14 protein-coding genes are annotated in these 12,168 nt (G+C 42.3%); 9 read left to right on the top strand and 5 right to left on the bottom strand.

Going from position 1 to position 12,168, the window contains the following annotated elements; translation table 11 throughout:
- Window position 1: 1 nt before the first annotated feature.
- The 5 genes from HWQ42_RS24620 (at window position 2) to HWQ42_RS24600 (ending at window position 3,738) form a co-directional block, all read left to right on the top strand.
- Window positions 2-601: a nicotinate-nucleotide adenylyltransferase gene (locus tag HWQ42_RS24620; RefSeq protein ID WP_292816915.1), complete on the top strand. Its 600-nt coding sequence runs from the start codon at window positions 2-4 to the stop codon at window positions 599-601.
- Window positions 562-1,308, top strand: a complete 747-nt coding sequence (locus HWQ42_RS24615; RefSeq protein ID WP_012411955.1) for an NUDIX domain-containing protein — start codon at window positions 562-564, stop codon at window positions 1,306-1,308. The genes HWQ42_RS24620 and HWQ42_RS24615 overlap by 40 nt, the downstream gene beginning before the upstream one ends.
- Window positions 1,309-1,406: 98 nt before the next feature.
- Complete coding sequence (locus HWQ42_RS24610) at window positions 1,407-3,125, top strand: NAD+ synthase (protein WP_292816914.1); 1,719 nt, start codon at window positions 1,407-1,409, stop codon at window positions 3,123-3,125.
- 74 nt (window positions 3,126-3,199) lie between these two features.
- Window positions 3,200-3,418 (top strand): transferase hexapeptide repeat containing protein, encoded by a 219-nt coding sequence (locus HWQ42_RS24605; RefSeq protein WP_292816886.1) that lies wholly within the window; start codon window positions 3,200-3,202, stop codon window positions 3,416-3,418.
- The gene (locus HWQ42_RS24600) at window positions 3,415-3,738 is read left to right on the top strand and encodes a type II toxin-antitoxin system VapC family toxin (RefSeq protein WP_292816885.1); all 324 of its coding nucleotides are present in this window, start codon (window positions 3,415-3,417) and stop codon (window positions 3,736-3,738) included. The genes HWQ42_RS24605 and HWQ42_RS24600 overlap by 4 nt, the downstream gene beginning before the upstream one ends.
- A 458-nt stretch (window positions 3,739-4,196) precedes the next feature.
- Here HWQ42_RS24600 and HWQ42_RS24595 read toward each other — a convergent pair whose 3' ends face one another.
- Window positions 4,197-4,859: a toll/interleukin-1 receptor domain-containing protein gene (locus HWQ42_RS24595; protein ID WP_292816884.1), complete on the bottom strand. Its 663-nt coding sequence runs from the start codon at window positions 4,857-4,859 to the stop codon at window positions 4,197-4,199.
- Window positions 4,860-4,975: 116 nt separating this feature from the next.
- Here HWQ42_RS24595 and HWQ42_RS24590 point away from each other — a divergent pair, with 116 nt between their 5' ends.
- Window positions 4,976-5,869, top strand: a complete 894-nt coding sequence (locus tag HWQ42_RS24590) for a peptidoglycan-binding domain-containing protein (protein WP_292816883.1) — start codon at window positions 4,976-4,978, stop codon at window positions 5,867-5,869.
- Between the two features lie 198 nt (window positions 5,870-6,067).
- On the opposite strand, the gene hemJ is transcribed toward HWQ42_RS24590, so the two are convergent.
- The 4 genes from hemJ to psbQ all read right to left on the bottom strand — a co-directional run bounded on the left by hemJ (window position 6,068) and on the right by psbQ (window position 9,568).
- A complete protein-coding gene (gene hemJ, locus HWQ42_RS24585) occupies window positions 6,068-6,649 on the bottom strand; it encodes a protoporphyrinogen oxidase HemJ (protein WP_292723578.1) in 582 nt (193 codons plus the stop codon).
- Between the two features lie 302 nt (window positions 6,650-6,951).
- Entirely contained in the window at window positions 6,952-7,803 is an 852-nt protein-coding gene (locus tag HWQ42_RS24580) for an alpha/beta fold hydrolase (protein ID WP_292816882.1), read from the bottom strand.
- Between the two features lie 110 nt (window positions 7,804-7,913).
- Window positions 7,914-9,017 carry an FAD-binding oxidoreductase gene (locus HWQ42_RS24575; RefSeq protein ID WP_292816881.1) on the bottom strand — a complete coding sequence of 368 codons (1,104 nt, stop codon included), beginning with the start codon at window positions 9,015-9,017 and terminating at the stop codon, window positions 7,914-7,916.
- 95 nt (window positions 9,018-9,112) lie between these two features.
- Complete coding sequence (gene psbQ / locus HWQ42_RS24570) at window positions 9,113-9,568, bottom strand: photosystem II protein PsbQ (RefSeq protein WP_292816879.1); 456 nt, start codon at window positions 9,566-9,568, stop codon at window positions 9,113-9,115.
- Window positions 9,569-10,079: 511 nt separating this feature from the next.
- Between psbQ and HWQ42_RS24565 the strand changes: the two genes are divergently transcribed.
- The 3 genes from HWQ42_RS24565 to HWQ42_RS24555 all read left to right on the top strand — a co-directional run bounded on the left by HWQ42_RS24565 (window position 10,080) and on the right by HWQ42_RS24555 (window position 12,165).
- Complete coding sequence (locus HWQ42_RS24565) at window positions 10,080-10,508, top strand: hypothetical protein (protein ID WP_292816877.1); 429 nt, start codon at window positions 10,080-10,082, stop codon at window positions 10,506-10,508.
- A gap of 338 nt (window positions 10,509-10,846) precedes the next feature.
- Complete coding sequence (locus HWQ42_RS24560) at window positions 10,847-11,542, top strand: alpha/beta hydrolase (protein WP_292816876.1); 696 nt, start codon at window positions 10,847-10,849, stop codon at window positions 11,540-11,542.
- Window positions 11,543-11,862: 320 nt separating this feature from the next.
- Window positions 11,863-12,165, top strand: coding sequence for a hypothetical protein (locus HWQ42_RS24555; protein ID WP_292816875.1), 303 nt, complete (start codon window positions 11,863-11,865; stop codon window positions 12,163-12,165).
- Window positions 12,166-12,168 lie beyond the last annotated feature (3 nt).

Below are 12,168 nucleotides of genomic sequence, written 5' to 3'. Positions count from 1 at the left end.
GATGAAAATTGCTTTGTTTGGAACTAGTGCCGATCCACCAACTGCGGGACATCAAAAAATTCTGAGTTGGTTGTCTGAGCGTTATGATTGGGTTGCGGTTTGGGCGGCGGATAATCCGTTTAAGTCTCATCAAACACCCTTAGAACATCGGGCGGCAATGTTGCGACTGTTGATTGCGGATATAGACGCGCCACGGCACAATATTGCTTTGGAACAAGAATTGAGTAGCTTCCGAACGCTGGAAACAGTGGAAAAAGCGAAGCTTATTTGGGGTGAAGACGCTGAATTAACGATGATCATTGGTTCAGATTTACTGAGTCAGCTACCACGTTGGTATCGCATTGAAGATTTGTTACAGCAAGTGCAACTACTGATTGTACCGCGACCCGGATATGCAATAGATGAATCTAGTTCAGAGGTAGTGCAAAAGCTGGGAGGGAAAATTGCGATCGCTAGTCTGACCGGTCTAGATGTTTCCTCAACAGCGTACCGCGAACATGGAGATCCCCATGCCCTCACAGCCCCTGTAGTTGCCTATATTAATCGAGAGCATTTGTACGAATGCCAGGACGTTCACAAAAAAAGATACCAACTCCGTTAAACCAACAACCTTTGGCCGATTTCAAGGTTGGTGTTGATAATGTAATTTTTTCTGTAGATACTGTACAAAATCGGCTGTTAGTTCTACTCGTAATGCGACAGCAAGAACCATTTTTAAATCATTGGAGTCTTCCTGGTACTTTGGTACGTCCAGGAGAGTCTTTAGAAGATGCCGCTTATCGCATTATGGCGGAGAAAATTAAGGTCAACAATCTCTATTTAGAACAACTGTATACATTTGGCGGGCCAAATCGCGATCCACGGGAAGCAACTGATAGTTATGGTGTGCGTTATTTATCAGTTAGTTACTTTGCCCTAGTGCGATTTGAAGAAGCCGAATTGATTGCCGATCGCATGACTGGCATAGCTTGGTATCCGGTAAAACAAGTGCCGCAATTAGCTTTTGACCATAACGAAATTCTGGCTTATGGACACAGGCGATTACGAAATAAATTAGAGTATAGCCCGGTGGCTTTTGAAGTCTTGCCAGAAATGTTCACCTTGAATGATTTATATCAGTTATACGCCACAGTTTTAGGTGATAACTTTTCCGATTATTCTAATTTTCGGGCGCGTCTACTCAAGTTAGGTTTTTTATGCGATACCGGAATTAAAGTATCACGGGGTGCTGGCCGTCCGGCTAGCTTGTATAAGTTTGACGCCGAAGCTTTTGCTCCCTTAAAAGATAAACCTTTGGTGTTTATTTAATCAATCTCGACCCCAAGTCCAGAGTTAAAAGTCTTAAGTCCAGAGTAACTTATGACTCTTGACAAATGACAAATGACCAATGACAAATGACAAATAATATGAAAATTGCGATCGCTCAAATTAATCCTACTATTGGTGATTTGCTTTTAAATGCCCAAAAAATCCTGGAGGCAGCACAACGCGCAGCATCTAGCGGTGCGCGTTTGTTGTTGACACCAGAACTTTCTTTGTGTGGCTATCCACCAAGAGATTTATTACTAAATCCTAGTTTTGTGGAAGCAATGGGCATCACTTTACAAAACTTGGCTGAGGATTTACCACCAAATTTAGCTGTGTTGGTAGGAACTGTTGAACCGAACCTCAATGCACATATTAGTGGCGGTAAAAGCTTATTTAACAGCATGGCTTTGTTAGAAAATGGCCAGGTAAAGCAAGTTTTTCACAAGCGACTTTTGCCTACTTACGATGTCTTTGATGAACGTCGCTATTTTGAACCAGGCTTGCAAGCTAATTATTTCACTTTAGATAATATCGATATTGGCGTAACTATTTGCGAAGATTTATGGAACGACGAGGAATTTTGGGGCAAACGTAGTTATACAGTAAATCCGATTGCTGACTTAGCAATTTTGGGTGTAGATTTGATTGTCAATTTGTCTGCTTCGCCCTACACAGTTGGCAAGCAGCAGTTTCGTGAAACTATGCTCAGGCATAGTGCAGTACGTTTTCAACAACCGATGATTTACACTAATCAGGTTGGGGGAAATGATGACCTAATTTTTGATGGGCAGAGTTTTGCCTTGAATCGTCAAGGTGAAGTTATGTGTCGCGCCTGTGGCTTTGATACAGATTTAGTAGTTGTTGAATTTGATGAAACCCAATGTGATTTTCAATTAGGTACTATAGCACCTGTGTATGAATCGGAAGATGAAGAAATCTGGCAAGCTTTAGTTTTGGGAGTGCGAGATTACGCTCGTAAGTGTCGCTTTTCTAAAGTAGTGTTGGGTTTAAGTGGCGGGATTGACTCTGCAATAGTAGCTGCGATCGCAACTGCTGCACTTGGTAAAGAAAATGTCCTTGGCGTTCTCATGCCTTCCCCTTACAGTTCGGAGCATTCCATCAGTGATGCTGTGGCATTAGCCGAAAATTTGGGGATTAAGACTAATCTTTTACCAATTGGCGAGTTAATGCAAGGCTTCGATCAAACATTAGGTGATTTGTTTGCGGGTACGGAGTTTGGACTGGCTGAGGAGAATATCCAATCTCGGATTCGCGGTAATTTATTAATGGCGATCGCTAATAAATTTGGTTATTTGCTTTTATCTACAGGTAACAAGTCAGAAATGGCTGTGGGTTACTGTACTCTCTACGGCGATATGAATGGCGGGTTAGCGGTGATTGCAGATGTTCCTAAAACCCGCGTGTATTCACTTTGCCATTGGTTAAATCGCAATAATGAAATCATCCCGCAAAACGTTTTGACTAAAGCACCCAGCGCCGAACTCAAACCAAGCCAAGTGGATCAAGACTCTCTACCGCCTTACGAAATTTTGGACGATATTTTGCAACGCCTAGTTCACAACCACCAATCAGCAGCGCAAATTGTTGCAGCCGGTCACGATCCGGTGATTGTAGACAGAGTAATCCAAATGGTGGCGCGGGCTGAATTTAAACGGCGACAAGCACCTCCCGGCTTAAAAATCACCGATCGCGCCTTTGGAACTGGTTGGCGAATGCCCATCGCTAGTAACTGGGTTGGTGTCAAAAAGGCTTATCAGGCTAAAACTACAGCTACACCTAACCTTAGTTTATTGTGATGGACAAGATGCTCATCCGCGTTGTCCAGGCGCGGATAAGCATTAACATTGAAACTAGAGTCTCAAAGAAAATTATGTTAGATGAAGCAAATCTTGAACAACGTTTAGCGATTCTTGAACAAACAGTTGCAGATATCAAACATCAAGTTATTGATGCGCCTACCTATAGTAATTGGCTGGAAAAGGTTATTGGCTCAATCTCTGATGAACCAGCATTTTTGGAAGCTTTAGAGTATGGTCGGTCATTACGCCACGCTGACATATTTACAGAAGAGACTGGCGAACAACTGTGAGATATCTATTGGACACTGACCATATCAGTTTTCTTCAAAGACGCTCAGGAACAGAGTTTTTAACATTAGCTGCTCATATTGCCCAGCATCAGGCTACAGATTTTGCTTTTTCTATTGTTAGTTTCCATGAGCAAGTAATTGGCGCTCATACCTTTATTACTCGTTCCCAAACACCTGCTGATGTCGTTCGGGGATATACTCTACTAATGGAAATCATTCGGGGGTTTTCGGCAGCACCAATTTTACCATTTGATGCTGGAGCAATAACCATATTTGAAGGGTTACGAGCGCAAAGGGTTCGCATAGCCACAATGGATTAAAGAATAGCTTCGATTGCACTTTCACGGAGCTTAGTATTATTGACTCGCAACACTAGCGACTTTAGCAAAGTTCCAAACTTGATGACACAGGATTGGACAGTGGAAACTCCAAAGTGAATTAAAGAGCCAAAGATTTACTTTCAACCTTCACTGTTTAACTTTTGAACTCGAAGCTTGCACCTTTGAACACGAGTTGTCGAGTTAAAAGGGCGATCGCTTGACCTTTTATCCTCGAAGTTGCACCTTTTATCCTCGAAGTTGCACCTTTTATCCTCGAAGTTGAGCCTTTTATCCTCAAAGTTGCGCCTTTAACCCTCAAAGTTGCACCTTTAACCCTCATCATTCTGCTTCTGAACTTAAAGCTTGCACCTCAGAATACAAATTGTCGAGTTAAAAGGGCGTAGGCATAGCCTGTCGGAGACATTGCTCAACCTCTAAGCCGAACCAATAGGCTATTTTTACTCATCTAAACGGTGTGCGATCGCATTCAGCAACTCCTCAAAGTCTGATTCGCTGTGAATATCAGGGGTAAGCGTGTTCATATCTTTTAGCAGGTTAGTCAGTTCCGCGATCGTGTTGCGAATCTCGGTGTATTGGTCAATTTCTTCACGAAATCCCTGTAAGTTAGCTGCACCAACTTCTTTCATAGCTTCGTCTAATTCTTTAATTTCGTCTTCCCAATGCTTAATATATTTAAGTCTTGCAACAGCCTTATAAATTTGGGCATCCGCTAACACAATCGGGAAAATCCGATTATAAAACTCTCCATTTTTAGCAATTTGCACTAGCTCAAACATGCAATTGGGAGATTTTAAATACTTGTCACTAATAACCGCGATCGCACATTTACCGCGTCCAATCCGTTCCATGAAAGCTTTAATCAGTCCTTTGTAGCCCAAATCGCGTTTATCGCGGATGATTTTGATTCCTTTTGCCTGGAAAGTCCCATCTAGTTTATTGACAAATTGCTCACTTTCTCCGCCCCAAGCATAAGAGATGAAAATTTCCTTCTCGAATTCCATTGCAGATTGACTATTGATAATGGGTTTTTCTTCTTGATTGCTATCTCCTAGCCGATGTGTCAATGATTCATCTCGCTTTCGTTCCAGTTCATTTTGCAACTGTGCTGGCAGACTCCAGATGACATCATATTTGAGGTTAGAGTATAGTTTTAGACGACATCAATTTTTAAAATGATGTTTATACTTAGAACTCAATAAATGAAAGCAGGTGCATAATGAAACTACAAGATTTCTTGGGAAAAGATGAGAAATGGTCATTTGATGCGATCGCAGAAGATGCAGACTTAGCTCGTCAGATTCAGATATTGTTAAACGGCTTAGGTTTGCTGGAACCTCCAGCCGATGGTAAATTTGGCCCTGTTTCTGTGATAGCTCTCAAAAAATTTCAAGAATTAATAAAGACTGAAGAGAGTGGCTTTTTAGGAGCAGTCACAGCCAAAAAACTAATTGAAACCAAAATAGACGATCTTCCTAAACCCCCCTTAAAACTAGGCAATGACATCGCTAGTAAGATTGTGAAATACATGCTATCCAAAGGTTATCAGGTATTTACCAATCCCAAAGAATACAACATTGTTTATGTAGAGGGCATAGATGCAGACTGGACTCTCAACAGTGATACACCCAATCAATTTAACGATCGCCGTATTGTGATTGAAGTAGTAAATGGCGTTCCCAAAATCGTAGATCACTGGGAAGCGACTACAGAACCAGGGAGGTACTACACTTATAATCCGATGAATCCCAAAGGAGCAGCTAGGATTCAGTTTGGACAATACAAAGCTTGGGCTGTTGGTACTCACGGCACAGCCGAACCTCATGAAGCGTTAGTGCAAGTTGGAGATATAACTGTTTGTAGAGATTTCAATAAAGATTTTACACGGACTGGCGACAAACTTGATACAGGTGATAATTTTTACGTTAATCAACACTACGGCTTTGATTTCCCCCGGAATGATATTCGCCTTGCTAGCGCGGGTTGTTTAGTGGGGCGTACCCGTGAGGGACATAGAGAGTTTATGGCAATTATTAAACAAGACCGCCGTTATGTGGCTAATCGTAAATATACTTTCTACACTACCGTGATTCCTGGAGATGATTTACTGTAAAGTTTCCAGAATGAAGTAATAGTTAATTGGTAGTACTTGTTGTTGTGATGCAACGTGTAGTAGAGGCGCATAGTTCATTGGTGTAAACTTAAGCTCAAACACATGTACCACATACGGTTTACCCCACCCCAGTTTTGGCTTTAGACAAAACGGGGTGGGGTGATGCGGTGAGTAACCGTAAGTGAATGAACTCAATGTCTAACTTTGCTCTTGTGGTTGCCCTATTTGTGCCGTCAATTTCTCTTTATCCAGCCTGCGTTTTTTGGCGTAAAGTTGAATAGTGACTGCCATCAAAATAATCATAGCGAAAATAGCCCAAGCAGCGATATCTGTAGGGAGATTATTCTTAAACACAGCCAGCAACACGATCGCTACTAACATAACTGTAGGCGCTTCATTTAAAGCACGTAATTGCTGACCACTCCAGCGACATTCATCTACTGCTAATTTCTTCATCAGCCGAGCGCAGTAATGATGATAGCCAATTAAAATAGCCACAAACAGCAGTTTGATATGCAACCAACCCTCTTTTAAAATATCCGGTTCAGTGCTTACTAAACCAATGGCCATTGCGATCGTCACAAACATTCCTGGGTTAGTGATGATAGAGTAAAGGCGCTTTTCCATAATTTGATACTGATTTTTCAGTATCGTTCGTGCTGGTTCAGGTTCAACGTTCGCTTCAACGTGATAGATAAAAAGACGTACAAGGTAGAATAAACCAGCGAACCAAACTACAAACCCGACAATATGAAAGGCTTTAAACCATGAATAAGCCACGAATCATAATCTCCTTTACTTGTGGTTGTGATCCATTTTTAATGGTAATAAAAAGTAGTCAGTCGCCAGAATTCAGAATTCAGAATATTCCACCTATTAAAGGATGGAGTTTTAACAATAAATAACATTTGAATTCTGCCACTCAATCTTCCATTTAGCGAACTACAGTGATGATTTTGCATCCTCTACTAATTGATTCTGACTCCTATTATCGGTAGCGGGGCGTTTAGCCCATTCTGAATTCTGACTCTTGAATCGTGACATCCATTTTTATAATATCGATTTTTGCCAAAGCTATATTGTCAATGAACATCTTTACGACGTACAAAGGGTAAAAGGTCTTCCAAAATCGCCTCGTGGTAATGTTCTTGAGGATAATGTCCAACGTTATTAAGTTTTATTAATTCAGTATTTGGTACGGAATTGGCAAAGTTTTCGGCAATATCTATAGGTAGCCAAGGGTCAATCATACCCCATTGAATTAGAATTGGTTGTTGCCATTCTTTAAAGCCAGTTTGTATTTCTGTCATGGCTGAATCAAGCTGTAAATTGCGAATACTTGCTAAGAGACTTCGACCAGATGAAGAACTTTTTAAAAATGGTTTTCGATAAATATCTAAATCCTTATCTCCTATGCGATAACGGCTTCCGCCTTCTAGCGTCCGATCGACTAATAAGGGGTCTTGGGTCATGACTTCACCTGCTAAAGGTAAACCCATTTGTTTAATTTTCCAGGGTAATTTAGCATCTGTTGAAATTGGTGTATTTAAAATAGCTAAATTAGCAATTTGTTCTGGATGACGCAAAGCATATTGTAGTCCTACAGAACCTAAAAAACCTTGGACAACTAAAGAAAAATGCTCGAGTTCTAAAGCTTTAATAAATCCTTCTAAAGCTGTGATAAAAGCATCGGGAGTGTAAGCAAAATCTCGTTTTTCTGGTTTAGCAGAAAAGCCGTAACCAATCCAATCTGGAGCGATCGCTCTTGTCCCCTGATTCGCCAACGCAGGTATAATATGACGCCAACTATAACTTTGTGAAACTAAGCCGTGTAGCAACAACACAGGCGCTAAGTCACTTCTACCGATTGGTAAAGATTCCCGATAAAACCATTCCAGTGAATCTACATTGATTTTATGTTCTGTTATTGACACGTTATTTTCCTATATTGGGCATTGGGAATTGGGCATGGGGCATTGGGCATTGGGCATTAGTTATTCTTTCTTCCCGCACTCCCCCTGCTTCCCCTGCTCCCCCTGCTCCCTCATCCCCCTATTCCCTGAGAAATAATCATCTCACGAATCGCATAAGCTGTAGCGGGTGCTAGTAAAACGCCGTTGCGATAGTGTCCGGTAGCTAGGAGGACGTTACTAAACCCTGGCAACTTACCAATAACTGGGGCTGGTCGTCCTTCAGGGCGGGGACGTAACCCTGACCAAGTGCGGATAATTTTTGCTGTGGCTAATTCTGGGCAAAATGCGATCGCTTGTTCTCTAACAGATTCCAGAAGTTCTTGATTTGGCGGTATCTCATCGCCATTGCTAGAAAATTCCACTGTTGCGCCTACCCAATAATCTCCGCCGCCCACAGGAACAATATGAACATCATTACCCGTTATCGCTGGCTGGAAATCGGGATTGCCTAATGGATGCCCCACACGCATGTGCAACGCTTGCCCAAGTACAGGGCGGATATCAATTATCTGATTTAATTTTGCCGTTAGCGGTGTTGAACCTAACCCTGCTGCAATTACAAACCAATCAGCGGCTATTTTTGCTTCTGTAGTCTCAAGTTGATTGCAAAATTCAGGTGTTGAAGTTGAGGCATCCAAAACAGTCACGCCAAATTTGAAAGTTACACCATTTCGCTGGGCAGCCTCAACTAAAGCTAATGTCAGGGCTGTTGGATCGAGTTGACGGTCTTGGGGAGAATAGACAGCGCCAGTAATTTTTTCGCAATAGACTTGAGGACAGATATTCTGGAGTTTAGCAGTGTCCCAAATTTCTAAATTCCAGTCTTGAGAGTGGCGAACTTCTACAAGTTTTTCCCATGCTGACATTCCCTCTAGGGAAGAATCAGACAAAAGCATGAGAATTCCCTGACGATTAAAAGGGATTTTGCGACCTGTTAAAGCTTCTAGTTCAGGAATCAAGGTTTCATAGCGTTGGATGCTGGTTTGTCGCATCTGCCAAGCTTTACCCTTGATTTTTTGGCTGATTGCGCCCATTAAAACGCCAAGTGCAGCGCCCGTGGAAGCTTGTGCTGGTGGTTGGCGATCGCAAACTGTAATTTTCAGCCCTTTTACTAGACTCAGTTCGTAAGCGATCGCAGCCCCAACCACACCACAACCGATAATAACTACATTCATAACTTGTGTTTCAAGTGAGGAGTTAGAAGTGAGAAGTTAAAAATTCTTAACTCCTAACTCCTAACTCTTAACTCCTAACTCCTAACTCTTAACTCCTAACTCTCTTCTTTTTTCGGAAGCAGTTGGAGAAATTTGTCAATCTCTGCGAAAGCAGCTTGGGATTGGTTCAAGGCAACTAGAGGATTGCCAGCACTAGTAGCTTTATCGAGTTTAACCAGGTCTTTAAAAAAATCTCGCGTTATTTGACGTGCTGTGGGTTGGTCTTTGGGTAGAAGGTTAGGAGTGACATAAGTCAGATTCAGCTTTGCTTCTGTTATGGGCCCATGTATAAAATTACGCACATTGATCCAATCACCTCTTTTAATCAGGTTTGTCAACTCTTGTGAGCGATCGCGCACAGCCTGAATTTCAGGAACATAAGCCTGAATTTTTTCAAGTTGTACTGCTGTGTAAGTCGGAGGTGCCACCGCAACACCAGGGCCACCACAACTAATCAGGAATGTGGCCAATAGTACTAGGAAAAATGAAAAAATCGAGCGTTGACGCACCATATATTCAACTTAATTGCTTTTGGTTTACCGATTCACAGTGTCATTTTAGATCGCTAGCGCAGTCAATCGTTCTTGTCAGCCAAGGATTTTGCAGAAAATCTTGATATTTTCTCCAAAGAGCAGAGTTCCATCTGCTTTTGAGTAATTTTTAAGTACAATTACTTAATAGGTGTTAGGCAGTCCCAACAAGAAGCGATATTTGGTTTCTGTTAGTAACTGAACGTGAGTTCGATGAACCTCTCCCTCCCATCCTCCCTCTCCGAAACGGAAAGGGAGGAGCAAGGAAAAATTCAGCTTTTTGCTCCCCTCTCCGACACAGAGAGGGACTGGGGGAGAGGTCAAATAAAACTTGTCGAACTCACGTTAACTGATATTGTTAGGGAAATATGACTTAGAGTTGCTAAATCTTAAAGGTCTTGATAAGCTGAAACACCAATATATATAAGCCTTCTGGCGGTTTTTCTGTCTTCACATCCCCGAAGATGCCGACGCAATATAGGAGTGTTTTTTAGTGAACGCAGCTGAACAGGCAACGAACCTTGAACTCGCCAGCAACATTGCCACGGTAGTTAATTTGTTCAAATTCGAGTTTCCTGATGCCAAATCCGATCTAAAACCCTGGAAAAATGACCCGGAAACTAGGGAGTTAGTCGATCCAGATTCTATAGATATTGGCTTTCACTTTCCTGGTATTAGCAAATCTTGGCGAAGTCGCAGTATTTTGATTCAAATCCGATTTTATCAAGATCCCATCAATAATTCCCGGCGTGCGATCGGCGTGGAGGTAGCTGGATTTGATCATCGCGGCGAAGCGTGGCGACTTTCTACGGTAGAAAACTGGAGTGTTGTCGGCGCATCTTCGCCTTCTGATGAAATCGAGGATAAGCTCAAACAAATTTGCCGACAGATTTTAGAAGTTTTCAATAAACAAAGTGAATAAGGTACTTCCAAATAAAAAATATCCCAAAACAGACACAAAACCCCTCTCATTTCTCCTCTCTCTGTGTTCTCTGCGGCTCTGTGGTTCGTTTATTTAGATAATTAGAAGTCCCTAAAATCAACTTGTGTCAGAAAAAGTAGTGAGGAATAATACAGAGGATTGCGATCGCTAGCCAGCCTTATCACAATGACTACTGTAATATTTGTACATGGCACAGGCATTAGAGAACGAGAATATAACGAAACCTTTCAGATAATTAGGTATTTGAGCCAGCACGAGAGGCAGTTATCCACAGTGAACCGTATCATCAGGCGTTGCTCACAGTTTCCGAATCTGATTTGAGTGAATATTATGCACCAATAGCTAGAGCAGTTGTGGCTCAAGCAATGTTTATTAGCGAACAGCAAGAAAAATTTCCCCCTATACTCACCGATGCCCAGTTGCGCGACAAAGTTGTGGAATTGCTGACTCTGGCTTTGACAGAGGCGGAGTTAGGATTGGGTGGCTGGTTATTAAAGCCATTTGTTGCACTAGCACAGCACGGCGGAACAAATTATGTCAGAGGAAACCGCCTTGAGTTAACTGATAAAATTTCGCCTATGCCCGGTGATATTTTGTTGTATCAGACGCGGGGTGAAAAAATCAGGGCGTTTATCCAGCAACAAATTGCCCAAGCAGAACCGCCAGTGGTTTTAATCGCCCATAGCTTGGGAGGTATCGCTTGTGTAGATTTGCTAGTGCAGCAGCAGTTGTCTCAGGTGGAATTATTGGTAACAGTTGGTTCGCAAGCACCATTTTTATATGAGATTAACGCCCTCTACAGCTTAGAATATGGGCAGTTATTGCCAGAGCATTTCCCGCAATGGTTGAATATCTACGATTTACGGGATTTTCTCAGTTACGTGGGTAATAGAATTTTCCCCGATCGCGTGCAGGATGTGCAAGTGGATAGTAGACAACCGTTTCCCCGTTCCCACGGTGCTTATTGGACAAATGCCAAAACCTGGGAGGCGATTATTTCGAGGTTGCCATAATGGTTTACTTTTTACGGTATCTAGAAAACCCCACTCCAAACCTCTGCCATACAAGGCTACGGTGTACAGACAAGTCAAATTACCCCCCTCAATCCCCCCTTGGAAAGGGGGGAAGCCGGAAATCCAGTTCCCTCCCCTTTACAAGGGCAGGGTTAGGGTGGGGTAAAAACCAGATTCGTAAACTACTCCAGACTTGTGTGTACACCGTAGCCTCTACAAGCAGAGAGGCTTTAAATTTTCCCCCTTCCCGCGTCGGGAAGGGGGTTAGGGGGTTAGGTCTTTTTCCCCATAACGTGAGAGGCTAAGTCATCATGCAGTTGATGGCTAAACCTGAGCGGACATTTGGCTTAATTGTGGGTATTGAAAAGTACCACGAAACTGCTTGGAATGTCACGGGTGGGGGGCCAGCCGATGACGCGCTGAAATTTGCTCATTGGCTGCATCTGGATGGTGTACCGAAAGAGAATATCCGGTTATGTTTATCAGCACTGCAAGAAAATCATCAGTTAATTGGGGAATGTGGGTTAACTGTAGAGTTAGCAACTGAGCAAAATATCTCCGACATTGTGACTAGGACTTACGCATTGACAAAAAATATCACCTATGGAATCTATAGATGCTAGATA

The sequence above is a fragment of the Nostoc sp. JL23 genome (genome assembly GCF_017115065.1).
GTDB lineage: Bacteria > Cyanobacteriota > Cyanobacteriia > Cyanobacteriales > Nostocaceae > Nostoc > Nostoc punctiforme_A.
Note: the sequence above shows the minus strand (reverse complement) of the source record. Positions and strands in the feature narration are given on the sequence as shown.